The sequence below is a fragment of the Brevibacillus brevis genome (genome assembly GCF_031583145.1).
GTDB lineage: Bacteria > Bacillota > Bacilli > Brevibacillales > Brevibacillaceae > Brevibacillus > Brevibacillus brevis_E.
In genome coordinates this window covers 5,508,358-5,524,391 of the sequence record NZ_CP134050.1, presented here as the reverse complement: position 1 = coordinate 5,524,391, position 16,034 = coordinate 5,508,358, and the positions used below count along the sequence as shown (strand labels likewise).

Sequence of the window (16,034 nt, the reverse complement as noted above, 5' to 3'; positions counted from 1 at the left end):
ATGACTACCATTTCCAGCAAAAAGAGAGTATCCGTCCGTAATTTTACCGCCGAGAAGTGGCTGGAGACCGTGCCGCATGGCTATCTGAAAGGGATGATTTACGGCCATTCTCCGCAGTACAGTGTGCCTGACTACCTGATGGAGGAAGGCAAGCTGCGTCAAGTGTGCCTGTACGATTTGGCGATTTTTGCTTCCGCCGAAAAGATTGCCGTGACCACCGCCGCCGGTTTGACGAGCGTCGCCGATGATGACTGGAGCCGTATTTTTCTCGCGACCCAGACGTTTGACGAAGCGCGCCACTATGAAATATTCGTCGAGCGAATCCGCGAAATGGGTCTTTCCGATGAACAGATCGCCCATTTGATTGAGGAAGTGGCCAGTCCGGAGTATCGCGAATTCCAAAAGATCATGCTGCAGCAGGTGGACAACAAAGACCTGCTGGGCGGATTGGTCACGCTCAATATCATTCTGGAAGGAATGGCTTTCCCGCTGTACGGCTACGAGGCGAGATTCTGGAAGCCATTTGATCCCGGTCTGACCGAAATCATCATCGGAGCGTTCAAGGACGAGACCCGCCATGTAGGATTCGCCGAGAAAAAACTGGCGGAGTGCATCCTGCAGCGACCGGAAGAAAAAGCCCGTCTGTCGCGCCTGGCGACAGAATGCTCGATCAAAATGGAAAAGGCCTTTGAAAGCTTCCTCAATGAATTCGTAGGGCTCTATCAGGATGCGTGCCAGGAACATAAAGAAAAAGTGGGAGATGCCGAGATTGCCCCCGGCATGCGCATGATTGACACGCCGGTGGTGGACCAAGTGAACATGCTGCTGCGCGACATAGTCGGCGGACACAGGGAGCGTCTGGAGAAAATCGGGCTCGAATACTTGAACTAAGCCGACAAGGTGTTTTCGGTACCGTCCTGAATCGACTTTCGTGAAAGAGCCGTGAGATCAGTTCAAGCCTCCTGTGTGCGAATACGCAAGCAACTGCAGGGATACATAGCCGGGGGGCTTGCTGACCTTCATGGCAAGAGTTCGGTAACCATTACCCGTAAATGAGGTGTGCCCCGGATGGCAACGGCGATCAAAGAAAAGCCCGAGTCAAAGCGAATCATCCATTCTGTGAACGACAGCATCTATAAAAAAGAGTGGATTTTGTACACAACGAGCGACGAAGATTCTTATTCCGAATTGAAAGCATTGCGAATCCGTCCAAGCGACTCTGTCTTGTTGATCACCGGGAGCGGATGCCGCAGCCTCGCCTTGCTGGCCGATGAGCCCAAGCGACTGATTTCCGTGGATGCCAATCCTTATCAAAACTACTTGTTGGAGCTGAAAATTGAGGCCATGCGCCTGCTTTCCCATGAGGAGTATCTCCAATTCCTCGGCGTGAGGCCGGCATCCTTTTCCAGGCTGGATATATACAGACAGGTGGAACCGGATTTGACCCTGCAAGCCCAGGATTACTGGCGCCGGTACAGCAGCAAGATCGAAGAGGGCCTGATTTACTTGGGAAAGCACGAGCAATTTTACAAACGATTCATCGGTTCGCTTCTGTTCCGCCCGAAACGAAAGCAATTCATGCACATGCTCCGGCTATCCTCTCTGGAAGAGCAGAGGGCGTATTTTCAAGAGCATTTCAATACGCCGCTTTGGCGCTGGTCCATGGAGACCTTGTGCCGTCAAAGCGTGTTTAAATGGGCACTGGGAGACCCGAGCTACGACAATCAGGTCAGCGAGCAGCAAAGCATCGGCAACTATATTTTGCAAAGGCTGATTCACACGTTTGAAAATCACCTGGTCCGGGACAATCATTTCCTCACCTTTTTGTACTGCGGACAGTACATGAACGAGGAGGCGCTTCCCGTCTATTTGCAAAAGAGGCATTACGACACGATCAAAAAAAATCTCGACAGAGTGGAGATCGTGACGGACCTCATCGACAACTATTTGGCGAGGGAGAAGGCGCCGTTCATTGACAAGGTGTCTCTCTCGGATATTTCGGGCTGGATTCCGAACCAGACCTTTCAGAAGATCCTCTATGAAATCACCGGAAAAATGAGGAGCAACGGAATTCTTTGTTACCGGAACTTTTTGGCGAAGCGGGTGCCGGACCCTGTGCTCTTGGCCCAGTATGAGCGGGATACGGAAATGATCGAGCGGCTGAATCACGAAGATTTGGCGTTCGCCTTTACTTTTGAAGTCCTGAAAAAACGGGGGGAGTAGATCATGAATACGTACTACGAAATTACGATGCACGATCCGGAGACAGACACGACGGCCTTTATCGTGATCGACAGGCTGATCGGGGGCATCGCGACAGGCGGCTTGCGGATGTCCCCGACGGTTACGCTTGAGGAAGTGCGGGATTTGGCGGAAGTCATGACATTCAAACACGGCCTGATGAACCTGCCGCTCGGCGGAGCCAAGGCCGGGATCGTCGGAGACCCGTCCGCTCCTGACAAAAAGAAGAAAATAGAAGCATTTGCGAGAATGGCAGAACCGCTGCTTCGAAGCTGCCTTTTGCTCGGGGAGGACATGGGCGTGTATGCGGATGACGTGAGAGCCATGTATGCGCACATCCAGTTCGACCCACTGGAAAAGGTATTGAACCGCCTGCGCGATCGTGGGGTTCTGTATGAGATCGGCTCGGGCGTACAGGCCAACGACTTGCTGTCTGATCACAACATGGAGAGGACGGCAGGTTTTGGATTGATGGAGAGCTTGCTGGAGGCGAGCGAGTTGATACAGCTGCCGCTGAGCGAAGCGACTGCCGCCGTTCACGGATTCGGGACGGTAGGCGGTGAGATCGCCAAGCTGCTGCATGAGCAGGGAGTAAAGATTACAGCAGTAAGCGATGTGGAAGGAGCCATCTATCGGGAAGAGGGCCTGGATATCCATCAGCTGCTGGCCATTCGCCAGCCGAACGGATGCATCGACCGCAAGCAGCTTGACCGCGTGCAGCTGCTGACTCATGAAGAGCTGCTGCAATTGCCCGTCGACCTGTTGATTCCGGCGTCCGTCTCGCAGGTGATCCACGAAGGGAATGCAGAGTCGATTCAGGCGAAGATCGTCGTGGAGGCGGCCAACATGCCAACCACGCAGGAAGCGGATGAGATCCTTCGGGAAAAAGGGGTGCTCGTGCTGCCGGATTTCATGGTGAATGCGGGTTCGGCTCTGTCGTTTGGGCTGATCATTACGGGGGAAGCTCTTCCTCAGCACATGTGGACAGAATCGGCAAATCGGATACGCAGGATGGTCCGGACCGTGTTGACGCAGAGCATGGAGCAGCAGGAAACCGTCCGCATCATTGCTGTCGCCCTCGCTTCGGCGCACCTGCAGCAGATGCTGTACAAGGAACGCCAGATGCAAGAAATGAAGGCGCCTGTGTGATCGGCGATGAAAAAGCTGTTTTTGGCTTCTGTCCTCCTCAGCCTGTTCATTGTGATGCAGGACGGCACCTTGCTGTATGTGCTATTGCCGCAGATCCAGCAGCATTACGCAACGAGTCTGTCTGAGTCGATCTGGGTGATGAATCTGTATATTCTGCCGTTCGCTCTGCTCATGGTCCCCATGGGCAGAGTGGCGGACCGTTACGGGCATATCCGGATATTCCTGTTCGGCCTGGCCATCTATCTGGCAGGCTCCTTTCTCGGGTATCTCGGCGGGTCCTTCGCCTTTTTGGTTGGGTGCCGTTTCATCCAGGGAGTCGGTTCGTCCATTCTCGTTCCCGTCAGTCTCGTGATTTTGCTGCGGCAATATGGAGAGGGACGCTACACGCACGCGATCGGCTCGTGGAGTGCCACGTGCGCGCTGGCAGCTGCCTGCGGTCCCGTCAGCGCAGGGGTGATCGGTCATTTCGCCAGCTGGCCATTCACGTTTTTGCTGAACGGCGTCGCGGTTTCCCTGTCCTTGCTGGGCATGATCGCCTCGATGGCGAAATCGCGTCCAGAGTCAAGGGAGGACGAAGCAGCGCCTGTTCATCGTATTCCGCGGCTTTGGCAGGAAAGCGAGACGTACATGCTCCTCATCGGCAATTTTTTTGCAGGGTTTGTCATGAACAGTCTGTTGTATCTGCTGCCGTTCATGCTGGGCAATTTTCTCGATTACGACAGTGTACGCGTGTCATTGACCGTCACCCCTCTGTGTCTGGCCGTCATCGTTTCGGTCGCGATCGTCGGCAGACTGGAGAAAAGAATGCCGCTGGAATGGCTGATCAGCACAGGATTTTTCTGTCTGCTGGCCAGTTTTTGTCTGTATATCATCAGGGAAGCGCCTCTGTCCGTATATATGGGGGCCTCCTTTCTGGCCGGCCTTGGCCTTGGCATCGTGATCATTTCCATTACCTCGGCTTGGATGAAGAAATTCACCTATCACTGGCTCGGCTTCGGCTCTGCTCTGCTGAATATGCTCCGCCTGGGGGGCGCCGTAATCGGAAGCTCCATCTCCGCCAGTCTATTTAGCCTCATGGTCGAGACATCGCTGCAGACGGGAGGGGCAGCCGGCAATATATGGATCACCCGGTTGAAAGAATCTGGCGCTCCGGTGGCCCCGATCGTATGGGAAAGCGGGTTCGGGCACGTGGTCTTTGGCGTGTTCGCCGTTCTCAGTCTCGTGCCTGCCGCCATGATCGTCTGGTATGCGGCCGGGTACAGCTGGAAACGTCGGAAGCAGAAGCTGGCCGGAAAGGACTGGATGCGGCAATGAAAAGAAAAACAGGCTTTATTTGCGATGAAAGCTACTTTTGGCATCAAACGGGAAATGGCGCCTTGTTTTTGCCTGCAGGCGGATGGGTGGAAGCGGATGTGCATTCGGAGAACCCCGCAACCAAGCGCCGTGTCATCAATCTGCTGGAGCGTTCCGGGTTCATTCGGGAGCTGGAGAGACTCGCTCCCCGAATGGCTACCGTAGAAGAGATTGCCGCTGTGCATGACGAGGCGTATATAAAGCGGGTGGAGCGATTGAGCCAGACGACGGGGGACGCGGGGGAAATGGCGCTGGTTGGACTCGGTTCATACGAAATCGCTTGCTTGTCGGCAGGGGGAGGGTTGTGCGCTGTCGATGCCGTTTTGCAAGGGGAAGTGGACAATGCCTACGTCTTGAACAGACCGCCCGGCCACCATGCGGAAAAAGACAGAGGTATGGGGTTTTGCCTGTTCAACAACATCGCGATCGCGGCCCAATACGCCAAGCAAGCGTACGGCTTGAAGCGGATTGCGATCGTGGATTGGGATGTGCACCATGGCAACGGCACAGAAAGCATGTTCTACGACGATCCCGATGTTCTGTTTGTTTCCCTCCATCAGGAGTATCTATATCCTCCGATGCGGGGCAATCCGCACGATACGGGAGCCGGGCGCGGCACCGGGTACACGATCAACATTCCGTTGCCCGCCGGAACTGCCGACGCCGGATATTTGGAAGCGATCCGCACCATCGCCGTCCCCGTGCTCCGGCAGTTTCAGCCGGAGCTGATCCTCATCTCCGCGGGGCAGGATGCCAGCCTGTTTGATCCTTTGGGCAGAATGATGGTGACCGCGGAAGGGTATTCCCGCATGGCAGAGGAACTGCTTGCTGTGGCGGATGACTGTTGCCAGGGCAGGATCATCGCTTGCCACGAAGGCGGGTACAGCGCGGCCTATGTTCCTTTTTGCACGCTGCGCATAATCGAAGCGTTGAGCGGCGCCAAAAGCGGCGTAGATGATCCGTTCGCTCCCGCCCTCCGGCAGTTGCCGACCGATGTGGTTACGCCCGATCAGCAGTCTTATCTGGAGAAAGCGCGCGAACAGCATGCCAAGCATTGGCCCGTCCTTCACGAGAATGGCGGATGACGTAGAAAAAGCAGCTGCAGCCGGGACTTTGTTTTCAAGCCCAAGGCTGCAGCTGCTTTTATTGCAAGACCACGATCTCACACACAGCAGGTCGCTTGCTCCGCTTCCCGCTTCGCCATACCTCTCTGATCCAGCCGATAGCTGATAAAAGTCAACAACGCAGCTCCAAGCGCAGGGATCGCCCCGACCCACGAAACATCAATCAACTCCATGCTCGTCGTCACAAATCCGCCCAACGCTGAACCCATCGCAATTCCGACGTTGACGGATACGGGAGCCAGCGAAGACGCCAGCTCTTTCGCAGACGGGAAGTGTCTGTCGGCCAGATCGAGGAAATACAATTGGATGGTGGAGTTCATCGCATAAACGACGAGGGCTATGAACGAGATGCTGATGAATGCTGCGAAAATCCAGTGGGAAGTCACATAAAGGGACGCGAGAATGGCGGCTTGAATCAGAAACACATACCTCAGTCTTCCCATTCCGTTGGCGGTTGCGATTTTGCCTCCCAGCAGCGTGCTGAATACGGAAACAACTCCGTAAAGCATGAATACCAGGCTCAAATAGCGCGCCGGGACCGCGAGCACATTTTGCAGCAGCGGCGTCAAGTAGGTGTAGACGGTATAGGTAGCCGCAATGCTTAGCGCCGGTATGAAGAACGCGATGACAATCCGCGAATGGGTCACCAATCCGATCTGTTTTTGCAAGGTGCTCTGCGATCCTTTCAGTCCCTTGGGTATCGTCGCCGAGCTGGCGATCAAAGAAATGACTCCCAAGACGGAGGTAAACCAAAAGGCCATCTGCCAGCCGCCCCATTGTCCGATGGCTGTACCCAGAGGCACCCCGACTACGCTGGCAATCGTGAAGCCGGCGAAAATGATCGAAATCACCTTGCCCCTCTTTTCAGCAGGGATCGTACTGCCGGCAACCGTCATGGCCAGAGCGATCAAAACACCGGTAACCACAGCGGTGACCATTCTGGACAAAAGCAGAAGAGCATACGACTCGGACAAAGCGGTAAAGACGTTCCCTGCAATAAAGACTCCGATTAACGAAAGCATTAGCGGATATTTGGAGAATCGGCTGCAGATCGCCGTCATGACAGGCGTGCCGATGGCAAACGATAGGGCAAAGGCCGAGACTAGGGCCCCTGCTTTGGAAAGGGCGATCCCCAATGAGGTCGATACCTCATCCAGGAGTCCGACAATGACAAACTCACTTGTTCCCAGAACAAAGGTCAATAAAAACAGATTGAAAGTCAATAGCTTTTGTTGTGTGTTCAAAGCAAAATCACCTTCCCTGTTTGCTCAAGCCCGTTCGACAGCGATCTGGACCTCGGCGACATAAACTTCCGGATCAACGGAAGCCTCCTGAGGAATGCAGATTTCGCGTCTGGGCTCATTTTCTACCATGCGATAACCGTTTCGTTCGATCCATATCGCGAGCTCCGTGCTGGCGGTGCAGGGACTTGTCGTCCGGCAATGGTGGATCAACGTGGCCATCATGGGGACCTTCGGCAGTCGTTTCACGGTAAAGGGAGAGCGGCCGGGTATCTCGTGGGGGAGCACGCGAGCCACCTCCATGTCGATATCGTCTTCGCACTCATCGCAGCCATGCCAAATGACCATTTGAGTAAGCGAGGATAGTCCAAAGCTTCCCAAATAATCGTCCACTTGCCCGAAAAGCTCGGGAATTTGTTTCAGCGAAGCTTTTTGGCGATACGAGAGTACGAGTTGCTCATCCATTTCTTTTAGGACGACATCTAGTGAGGCCATGTCTTTCCCTTCCTTTTCAATGTAGCTCAGACGTTCCTTGATCCGCGCAAGTCTCGCTTGTTCCTTATCCAGAAGGGATTGAATCTCGCTTTGCTTCATCCGGAACATCCCCCGGATTTGGTCGAGCGGTATATTTTCGCCCATCATCCGGCGGATCTGTTCCAGTGAGAAGCCCAATTCCTTAAAAGCCAAAATGCGGTGGAGCTGGAACATCTGGTCTGCCGAGTAATATCGATAGCCTGTAAATTTGTCGGTATGGGCCGGTTTGAGCAAATCCAACTGGTCGTAGTAACGAAGCGTCTTGACGGATACTTGGCTGAGCTTCGAAAACTCGCTGATTTTATACATCGAAACATCCTCCTTGCTGAAAAGATCGGAAACCCATTTGTCTTTACCGAGTATAACTATCCAGTTAAGGGGAGAGTCAAGTGAGGGGAAAAAGGGACCACTTTGACCCTACCATTCTCCGAGTATTTGGTGCAGGCTTCCAGCAGAGCCAGCGATGTTTGTTTGCCCGAAGAAATCAGGCTCTTCCCCAAAAAGTGAAGTAGACTCCTGTACAATCCGCGGCGGGTTGATCCCCATATACTTTCCACAAACGAATAAAGGAGGTTTACCATTGTCAAGATTTCGTCGTTAACGAGAAGGGAAAAGCGGGATGATCCCGGGGACGGAGCAACAAAAGGTAGAGGGATAACGTGCCGATGCCATGAATACCGGTTTCTAAAATTCCTGCATAAAAAAACCGCCATCATTCAGGGCGGTTTTTTACAGCTAGTGATCTCGCTCTACTTTCGAGATCAAGCAAGCATCATTTACGTTTGTCAGTGTCAGATTTTCATAAGTTTGCATCATAACTCTCCAGCCGTATCCGCGCTCTCTCTGAAGCTCGAAGTGATATCCAGCAGCTCTTCCTCGAGAGAATCGAATTTTCGTGCTTCCGTCCAGGCCATGACCTGATGAAAATGCGTCGGCGTTTCGATGACCGTCATGATGTACGTGACATCTACATCGTCCACTTCCCCGCTCACGGTAAATCGTATGGCCGGATTGTGGTCGACGATGGCAGGACGGAATTTGCCGATCGAACTATTGACCAATTCGTCATCGAAATTCGTTTCGACAATTTCCGCATATTCCTCCAGTGTCAGGGAATCGCCCAAGTCGTCTTTGGCCTCGGAGATCACGAGTACATATTTGTCTGCGAATCGGTTGGAGATGACGAGATTGGCTTCTTCATGGAGGGAATTATCCTTGCTCCATCCCGAGGTTGCCGTCAGCTGCACCAGCTTGTCTTTTGAGGTAAAAACCCGTTCCTTGGGGGTGCTTTTGGCGAGAGAGACGACGCCGTACATGCCAAAAATAAGGCAAAGAAGCGCCGCAATGGAAAAGATAACAGTGAAGCGCGCTGTCGATTTTTTGCTCGCGTGAGGCAAATCTTTCAGCTTCACGACGTAGGTATTGGCGGCCAGATCTCCCAGTCTTTGCTTTCGTTTCGTCACGAGTACGCTGATCCCGGCAGGCAACCCGCCGACGAGCAAGGGGTTCGTGTCGACGAAGCGAAGCAGCGAACGGATGAACGATTTCCCCAAACCCGGCGGCCGTCCATCCGCATCCACCGCTTTTATTTGAAGAGCCAGCTTTCCGACCGTAAACCCGGTGAGCCCTTCCAAAAGCACATAATAACAAGGGATGCCGATCAAAAGAGCGAGAATGAGAAAGACGGCCCATGTTTCCCCGGACTGTTCAGCGAACGACGACATCCCAAGCAGAAAGCAAGCTAGCAGGATGTGATCAATGACGTGGGCGCCCCATCTTCTGAAGAAAGTGGACGACCCGTATGTTTCGGACAAGGCAGCCATGTTTGGTGGCTCGATCGGGGCGAAGCTGTCCGGCTGTGCCGCGGGGGCAGCTTCTGCCGTTACTGGCTGCGGTGATGGATGGTTCTCCAATTTGGTGCCCTCCTGAAAAAATGTAAACAAATTACATTGAACCATTCCAGAAATTGTTTTGTCAATCGTGGAAAAGGGCGAAGGAGCAGTAATTGGGATCAAGGTCCAGTACGTTTGAAATCAGGAAACGCACGCCATGCTGTGCAAAAGGGGACCGAATGAAGCGAACAGGAGTGAGAGGGAATGGACCAGCATTGCCCGGCATTGTGGCCGGAGGAAAAGCCGCCGCAAGGAGTCGCGGATTGCACGGATTGCGGACTTTACGAGCATGGATCCCGCCTGATTTGGGGAGAGGGCAATCCGCATGCGCCTGTGATGATCCTGCTGGATAATCCGGGAGCAAGGGAAGACAGGGAAGGAAGTCCGTTTCTATGCGGGACGAGGGAGACGCTGCAAAAGGCGGCTTTTGAGGCCGGGTTTCGCGAACAGGATCTGTACGTCACCTATGTGTTGAAACGGCGTCCGATCAAAGCATACGACAAGGCGGAAGCGCGAAAGAGATGCTTGCAGCATTTGCTGGTGCAGCTGGAGAGCAAGTCGCCCCGGCTTGTTTTTTGTTTGGGAAATGTAGCGGTTCAGTCCTTTTTCGCCAGCGAAGAGGCCGACGTGAAAAAGCTACGGCAAGCCTGGCATTCGCCGAGGGGGATGAAAACAGCTGTTTCCTACCATCCGCTGGCTGTACGCAGGCGTCCCAACCTATGGCTGCATTTTTTAGAGGATTGGCGGTTTCTTGCGTCGGCCTATCAAACCAGATGAGGGCACAACAAAGGCAAGGACCCACAGGCCCTTGCCTTTTCCCCTTTCAAACCCCGTTACCTTAATGTCCGTACATACTCCGACAGCTTGGTCAAGCCTTCCCGCAGCATTTCCGTACTGCACGCATACCCGATACGCACGTAGCCTTCCATGTCAAAGCAGGTGCCCGGCGTCAAAAAGGCGCCTGTGTTTGCCAAGAGTCCGGTGCAGAAGGTGACCGACGGAACGGGCAGGTCGTATTTCAACAGAGCGGTCGTCCCGGCACGCGGTTTTACATAAGAGAAGAGCGGCTCATTTTTGACCCATTCGTCCAAAATGGCCAGGTTGTCCCGTACGATTTTGCGGTTTCGCTTCAGGATGTTGTCGTAGTTTTTCAGCGCGTGGACCGCGAGAATATCGTCCAGCATGCCGCAGCTGATCGTCGTGTAATCGCGATGCTTCATGCACTCCGCGATGACTTCCTGCGGGGCGGCGATCCAGCCCAGGCGAAGGCCCGCAAGCGAAAGGGCTTTGGACACGCTGGACGTGCTGATGCCTTTTTCATACAGGTCCGCGATGGAAGGCACGTCGGCATCGTCGTCCTGCAAAAGATTGCGGTATACTTCGTCGCAGAGCACGTAAGCCCCGCAGGAACGGGCGATCTCGACGATTTGCTCCAGGATGTCCCGCTCCATGACCGCGCCGGACGGGTTGTTCGGATTGTTGATGCAGATCAGCTTCGTGTTGGAGCGGACAAGGGACCGCAGCTCATCGAGGTCGGGAAGGAAGTTGTTTTCCGGACGCAGCTTGAGCAGGTCGACGGTCGCTCCAAACGATGCGGGTACCTCGTAAATTTGTTGATAGGTCGGATGGACGGAGACGACGTGATCTCCAGGCTGGACGAGCGAGTAGAAGACCAGGAAATTGGCGCCGATGCCTCCATTCATGACGAGAACGTTGTGCGGTTCGATGGAGGTGTAGAGTCCGGCCACCAGCTGCCTGAATTCAGGAGAACCTTCGATGTGGCCGTACGTCAGCTTTTTGCTGTACAGGGAACGGAAAAATTCGTCCGGGTTGGTGCCATCCATTGTGACGAGCTCCTCGAGAGTGAGCGAGTCCACGCAGGTCTCGGCGATATTGTAGGTCGCGCTCATTTCGTAGGCATTCATCCATTCCTCTACGGAAAAAGCTTTGATTTCCATAACACAGCCTCCTCTGATTTACAGGCGGGCGACAACGCCGATTCCGCGTGCTTCCGCCTGTTTCAAAATGTAATCTGCGGTTATCAAATCTTGAAGAGCGATGCCCGTGCTGTCGTAAATCGTAATGTCGTCATCGGAAAGCCTGCCAGGCGTCTTGCCCAGGATGACGCTGCCGATTTCCGCGACAATGTCTTCCTTGGCGAACGTCCCCTTTTTGATCGGGACCTCCGTTTCGCCCACATGGACAGCTTGGGTGATGTCATCCACGAATACGCGGGCAGCCGGAAACAGATTTTCGTCAATCTCCTGCTTTCCTTCCATATCCGCGCCTACGCAGGACAAGTGCGTTCCCGGCTTTACCCATTCCTTCTTGATGAGCGGCTGGCGAGAAGGCGTCGCCGTCAGGATGATGTCGGCCTCTTCTGTCGCCCGCTGGATGTCATCTGCTGCTGCCACCTCTATTATATCAATGCGGCGCAGCAGCGTACGATACAGCTCGGCGTCTGCCTCGTAGGGGGCGAGAAACTTTTCCTTCAATTTGTCCTTGAGAGAAGAGCAGAAAGATACCGCCTTTTCGTGCGAACGGGCATTATAGACGGTCACCTTTTTGATATGCTCCATGACCATGAGTGTCGACATGATCAGGAACGGGGCGAGGTGGCCGGAGCCGACCAGCAGCAAATTCTCCGAGTCCCTTCTTGCCAAATACTTCGCCCCGATTCCGCCGGCAGCTCCCGTCCGCATCAAAGTGACGGCTTCTCCGCCCATCATTCCGACGGGGACTCCGGTCCGGCTGTCGAGCACCAGGACAAAACCGACGAGCGGGGGCAGGCCCTTCGCAGGATTCCCGCCAAACCACGACACCAGTTTCAAGCCAAAAATATCGGCTCCGGTCAAGTGGCCGGATTTGATGTCCATATCTGCTACTCCGGGAGAAAATTCGTGGAAGACTAAGGGGAACAAAGCCGCTTCGTTTTGCTCCTTCAAGGTGTAGGAGCGTTCAACCAGTTGGATCACATGTTTCATATCAAGCAGCTGTTCTACGTGTTCCTGATCGACGACTCTGAAAGGCAGCAAGGTTGACCCTCCCTTTGAAAGTGGTTGAAATGCTATGGCTTTGACTTTAACATACAGGCTACGGGCTATAAAAATTGAGGGTTTTTATAGTTACCATCACAAATGCTTAGAGAATGCCGGATGAGGGGGGAAGAACATGGAGCTTCGGACGCTGAAAACCTTTCAGGTCGTCGCAGACCAACTCAATCAGACGAAAGCCGCTGAGATCCTCGGCTATACCCAGCCGACCATCACGATGCAGATTCGGAATTTGGAACAGGAGATCGGCCACCCGCTCTTTAACCGGGTAGGGAAGAAAACGTATCTGACGCCGGCCGGAAAAGTGCTGAAACAGCACGTGGACAAGCTGCTGGCTTACAGGGACGAGATGGACAAGGCGCTGAACCTGTTGAACGGCCCCAACGGCAAGCTCGTCATCGCTGCGCCGGAATACTACTGGACGCATTTTCTCACGTTGCTCATCCATTCCTACGTCTCGCTTCATCCCAAGGTCAAGCTGAAGCTCGTCTCCAGCAGCAGTGTGGATGTGATCCGGATGATTACGTCCAACGAAGCGGATGTAGGAGTGATCGCGGGGAACCACAAGAGCGATGACATCGAAGCTACCCTGCTGGACGAGGAAGAGCTGCTCCTGGTAACGAGCAGAGACCTTTTCGAGAGCGCTGACTTGTCCGTTGTTTTTCAAAAATATCCGTTGATCTATAAAGAAAGCTACCACCTCGATGGGCTCTATGACCGCTGCATGGAGGAAATTACGCCAAAACCGCTGTCCGTGATTGAGAGCAGCAGTGAGGAAGCGATCAAGCAAGGGGTGTTGAACGGTACAGGTGTGGGGATCATCAGCGTGGATCTCATCCGTGAGGAGCTGAAAAAGGGAGAGATCGTTCCCTTGCACCGCTTTCGTCAACCGTTGGAGACCTTTATCATCACGCTAAAGGACCGCGCTGACGAGGTGACGATCCGATCGTTCACCGAGCTGGTGGTGGAGGGCTGGGATGAGACGGCCCAGGCAGAAAGCAAGGAAAGCTAGAACAGCCGAACCGACATTTCCCGCGAATGTCGGGTTTTTCTTTTTTCAGCAGAGCGGCAGGAATAAGATTTCACAATGGTTACCATAAATCATTACAATTGTTCCCTCGCGAATCTATCGTGCTACTATTTTAAAAAATCAAAAAAGAGGGTGGGTTCATGCGAAAGGCGATATGCCTGTGGGGGATAGCAGCAGCTCTGGCGTTCGGCGTGTTATCCGGATGCGGAGGGGGAAATCAGCAAGCCGCGGGACAAGCCGGGAACACCGGTCAAGGTCAGAGCAATGCCTTCAAAGGGAAAATAACGATGGCGACTTCCGCCGATTTCAAGCCGTTTGAATTCCATGACACATCGAGCGGCAATGACGTGATCGATGGCTTTGATATCGATGTGGCCAAAGCGATCGCGAAGGAATTGAATTACGAGCTGGATATAAAAGACATGGATTACACAGGCTTGCTTTCCGCCCTTCAGGCAAATCGGTTTGATTTTGTCATGGCCGCCATGAATCCGACGGAAGAGCGCAGGAAGAATGTGGATTTCTCCGATCCGTACTACAAGACCAAATTTGCGGTTGTGTACAAGAGCGGAAACTCGTACAAAAGCATTTCCGACCTCAAGGGCAAGAAAATAGGGGTTCAGCTCGGCAGTTCGCAGGAGGCGGCGGCCCAAAAGGCAGGCGGGATGGACCTGGTGAGTCTCAACAAGGTGCCCGACCTGATCCAGGAGCTGAAATCCAACCGCATCGACGGCGTCATCGTCGAAGACCTGGTAGCGGAGGATTACGTCAAAGCCAACAACGAGCTGGCTTACAGCTCCCTGGACGATCTGGAGGGACTCGACGTCTCCATCGCATTCCCGAAAGGCTCCAAGCGTGTGGAGGAATTCAACAAAGCCGTCCAAGCGCTAAAGGATCAGGGAGAACTGCAAAAGCTGGAGGAAAAGTGGTTCGGAAAAAAATAACGGCTGGGCCTACCAACAAGAGAAGGTGTGATGGGATGTGAACCTGCACTTTGACCAGATCCTCCCGAAAGTCCCGTTTATTTTCGAAGGAATTCTGGTCACCCTAGAATTTACGCTGTTGTCTGCTATTTTCGGCTTTTTGCTAGGAGTACTCCTGTCGCTTTGCAAAATCTCCTCGGTCAAGCCGCTCCAGGGGCTGGCCACTGCCTACACATCGGTCTTTCGCGGGACGCCGCTGATTTTGCAATTGACGATGATTTATTTTGCGACGCCACAGCTCCTGCAGTACGATATATCCGCTTTGCAGGCAGGGGTGATCACCTTCGCGCTCAATTCGGCTGCCTATACGTCCGAGACGATTCGGGGCGGCATACTCGCTGTGGACAAGGGACAGAGGGAGGCGGCGATGGCGCTCGGGGTGCCGTACAACCGAATGATGTGGGACATTATCCTGCCCCAGGCGATGAAAAACATTTTGCCGGCCATGGTAAACGAAGGGATCAACCTGTTGAAGGATTCGGCCCTCGTCTCGACGATCGGGGCGGCGGATTTGCTGCGCCGGGCCAACATAATCGCTGCGGAAAAATATTTGTACTTCGAGCCGCTATTGATTGTCGGGCTGATTTATTATCTGATGATTGTGACAATGACGTGGGGCGCCCGCGGGCTGGAGAGGAGGCTTCGCCGCAGTGATTAAGGTCGAGAATGTTTATAAGTCGTTTGGAAGATTGGAAGTGCTGCGGGGTATTTCCACCACGATCGAGAAGGGAGAGGTGGTCGCGCTCATCGGTCCGTCGGGTTCGGGAAAGTCCACGCTGCTGCGGTGTATGAACCTGCTGGAAACGCCGACGAGCGGGCACGTGTATGTGAATGGCCGTGATCTGGCTTCGCCCGGAACCAATATCATGGAGGTTCGCCAACAGATCGGGATGGTATTCCAGCACTTTCACCTCTTTCCCCATAAAACGGTCATGGAAAATATGATTTATGCGCCGATAACCGTGAAGAAGGTGTCCAAACCGCAGGCGACGCAAAAGGCCATGGAGCTGCTGGAGAAGGTCGGGCTGCGCGAAAAGGTGGACGTGTATCCGGGAAAATTGTCGGGAGGGCAAAAACAGCGGGTAGCCATCGCCCGTTCGCTGGCGATGGAGCCACAGATCATGCTGTTTGACGAACCGACCTCTGCGCTGGATCCGGAGATGGTGAAGGAAGTGCTGGAAGTCATCAAATCGTTGGCCCACACAGGGATTACCATGGTGATCGTCACGCACGAGATGGGCTTCGCCCGGGAAGTGGCTGACCGCATCTGCTTCCTGGACGGAGGACAGCTGATCGAGGAAGCTTCTCCGAAAGAGTTTTTTACGAATCCCAAAAGCGAACGGACCCGGCAGTTTCTGGAGAAGATGCTCTAGGTTCCGTTCCAGCTTCAGGGAAGGTACGGTGTTCTATCTTTCACGATAAAGGGGAGGAAAC

General features: G+C 53.8%; 15 protein-coding genes. 10 read left to right on the top strand and 5 right to left on the bottom strand.

Translation table 11 applies throughout. The features are described 5' to 3' along the window. The 5 genes from RGB73_RS27290 (at position 1) to RGB73_RS27270 (ending at position 5,828) form a co-directional block, all read left to right on the top strand. Complete coding sequence (locus tag RGB73_RS27290; protein ID WP_310766278.1) at positions 1 to 891, top strand: ferritin family protein; 891 nt, start codon at positions 1 to 3, stop codon at positions 889 to 891. 177 nt (positions 892 to 1,068) lie between these two features. Next, the gene (locus RGB73_RS27285) at positions 1,069 to 2,223 is read left to right on the top strand and encodes a DUF3419 family protein (RefSeq protein ID WP_310766277.1); all 1,155 of its coding nucleotides are present in this window, start codon (positions 1,069 to 1,071) and stop codon (positions 2,221 to 2,223) included. 3 nt (positions 2,224 to 2,226) lie between these two features. Further along, the gene (locus RGB73_RS27280; protein WP_310766276.1) at positions 2,227 to 3,390 is read left to right on the top strand and encodes a Glu/Leu/Phe/Val family dehydrogenase; all 1,164 of its coding nucleotides are present in this window, start codon (positions 2,227 to 2,229) and stop codon (positions 3,388 to 3,390) included. A 6-nt stretch (positions 3,391 to 3,396) separates the two neighbouring features. Next, positions 3,397 to 4,704: an MFS transporter gene (locus RGB73_RS27275; RefSeq protein WP_310766275.1), complete on the top strand. Its 1,308-nt coding sequence runs from the start codon at positions 3,397 to 3,399 to the stop codon at positions 4,702 to 4,704. Then, positions 4,701 to 5,828 carry a class II histone deacetylase gene (locus tag RGB73_RS27270; RefSeq protein WP_310766274.1) on the top strand — a complete coding sequence of 376 codons (1,128 nt, stop codon included), beginning with the start codon at positions 4,701 to 4,703 and terminating at the stop codon, positions 5,826 to 5,828. The genes RGB73_RS27275 and RGB73_RS27270 overlap by 4 nt, the downstream gene beginning before the upstream one ends. A 77-nt stretch (positions 5,829 to 5,905) precedes the next feature. On the opposite strand, the gene RGB73_RS27265 is transcribed toward RGB73_RS27270, so the two are convergent. The 3 genes from RGB73_RS27265 to RGB73_RS27255 all read right to left on the bottom strand — a co-directional run bounded on the left by RGB73_RS27265 (position 5,906) and on the right by RGB73_RS27255 (position 9,555). Next, the gene (locus RGB73_RS27265) at positions 5,906 to 7,111 is read right to left on the bottom strand and encodes an MFS transporter (RefSeq protein ID WP_310766273.1); all 1,206 of its coding nucleotides are present in this window, start codon (positions 7,109 to 7,111) and stop codon (positions 5,906 to 5,908) included. Positions 7,112 to 7,135: 24 nt separating this feature from the next. Then, positions 7,136 to 7,951 (bottom strand): MerR family transcriptional regulator, encoded by an 816-nt coding sequence (locus RGB73_RS27260; RefSeq protein WP_310766272.1) that lies wholly within the window; start codon positions 7,949 to 7,951, stop codon positions 7,136 to 7,138. Positions 7,952 to 8,454: 503 nt separating this feature from the next. Next, on the bottom strand, positions 8,455 to 9,555 hold the full coding sequence (locus RGB73_RS27255) for an RDD family protein (protein WP_310766271.1): 1,101 nt from the start codon (positions 9,553 to 9,555) through the stop codon (positions 8,455 to 8,457). Between the two features lie 183 nt (positions 9,556 to 9,738). Here RGB73_RS27255 and RGB73_RS27250 point away from each other — a divergent pair, with 183 nt between their 5' ends. Beyond that, positions 9,739 to 10,311 (top strand): uracil-DNA glycosylase, encoded by a 573-nt coding sequence (locus RGB73_RS27250; RefSeq protein WP_310766270.1) that lies wholly within the window; start codon positions 9,739 to 9,741, stop codon positions 10,309 to 10,311. A gap of 56 nt (positions 10,312 to 10,367) precedes the next feature. Here the strand turns inward: RGB73_RS27250 and RGB73_RS27245 are convergent, their stop codons facing one another. Together RGB73_RS27245 and RGB73_RS27240 are read right to left on the bottom strand one after the other, a co-directional pair. Further along, a complete protein-coding gene (locus RGB73_RS27245) occupies positions 10,368 to 11,492 on the bottom strand; it encodes an aminotransferase (RefSeq protein WP_310766269.1) in 1,125 nt (374 codons plus the stop codon). 18 nt (positions 11,493 to 11,510) lie between these two features. Then, the gene (locus tag RGB73_RS27240; protein ID WP_310766268.1) at positions 11,511 to 12,569 is read right to left on the bottom strand and encodes an ornithine cyclodeaminase family protein; all 1,059 of its coding nucleotides are present in this window, start codon (positions 12,567 to 12,569) and stop codon (positions 11,511 to 11,513) included. 136 nt (positions 12,570 to 12,705) lie between these two features. Here RGB73_RS27240 and RGB73_RS27235 point away from each other — a divergent pair, with 136 nt between their 5' ends. The 4 genes from RGB73_RS27235 to RGB73_RS27220 all read left to right on the top strand — a co-directional run bounded on the left by RGB73_RS27235 (position 12,706) and on the right by RGB73_RS27220 (position 15,973). Next, entirely contained in the window at positions 12,706 to 13,599 is an 894-nt protein-coding gene (locus RGB73_RS27235) for a LysR family transcriptional regulator (RefSeq protein ID WP_310766267.1), read from the top strand. A 158-nt stretch (positions 13,600 to 13,757) separates the two neighbouring features. After that, a complete protein-coding gene (locus RGB73_RS27230) occupies positions 13,758 to 14,561 on the top strand; it encodes a transporter substrate-binding domain-containing protein (protein ID WP_310766266.1) in 804 nt (267 codons plus the stop codon). 37 nt (positions 14,562 to 14,598) lie between these two features. Further along, positions 14,599 to 15,258, top strand: coding sequence for an amino acid ABC transporter permease (locus tag RGB73_RS27225; RefSeq protein ID WP_310766265.1), 660 nt, complete (start codon positions 14,599 to 14,601; stop codon positions 15,256 to 15,258). Next, positions 15,251 to 15,973: an amino acid ABC transporter ATP-binding protein gene (locus tag RGB73_RS27220; RefSeq protein ID WP_310766264.1), complete on the top strand. Its 723-nt coding sequence runs from the start codon at positions 15,251 to 15,253 to the stop codon at positions 15,971 to 15,973. The genes RGB73_RS27225 and RGB73_RS27220 overlap by 8 nt, the downstream gene beginning before the upstream one ends. Positions 15,974 to 16,034 lie beyond the last annotated feature (61 nt).

Coding starts and splice junctions, on each gene's coding strand:
- RGB73_RS27290 (WP_310766278.1), top strand. CDS start 1: ATGACTACCATTTCCAGCAAAAAGAGAGTATCCGTCCGTAATTTTACC.
- RGB73_RS27285 (WP_310766277.1), top strand. CDS start 1,069: ATGGCAACGGCGATCAAAGAAAAGCCCGAGTCAAAGCGAATCATCCAT.
- RGB73_RS27280 (WP_310766276.1), top strand. CDS start 2,227: ATGAATACGTACTACGAAATTACGATGCACGATCCGGAGACAGACACG.
- RGB73_RS27275 (WP_310766275.1), top strand. CDS start 3,397: ATGAAAAAGCTGTTTTTGGCTTCTGTCCTCCTCAGCCTGTTCATTGTG.
- RGB73_RS27270 (WP_310766274.1), top strand. CDS start 4,701: ATGAAAAGAAAAACAGGCTTTATTTGCGATGAAAGCTACTTTTGGCAT.
- RGB73_RS27260 (WP_310766272.1), bottom strand. CDS start 7,951: ATGTATAAAATCAGCGAGTTTTCGAAGCTCAGCCAAGTATCCGTCAAG.
- RGB73_RS27250 (WP_310766270.1), top strand. CDS start 9,739: ATGGACCAGCATTGCCCGGCATTGTGGCCGGAGGAAAAGCCGCCGCAA.
- RGB73_RS27245 (WP_310766269.1), bottom strand. CDS start 11,492: ATGGAAATCAAAGCTTTTTCCGTAGAGGAATGGATGAATGCCTACGAA.
- RGB73_RS27235 (WP_310766267.1), top strand. CDS start 12,706: ATGGAGCTTCGGACGCTGAAAACCTTTCAGGTCGTCGCAGACCAACTC.
- RGB73_RS27230 (WP_310766266.1), top strand. CDS start 13,758: ATGCGAAAGGCGATATGCCTGTGGGGGATAGCAGCAGCTCTGGCGTTC.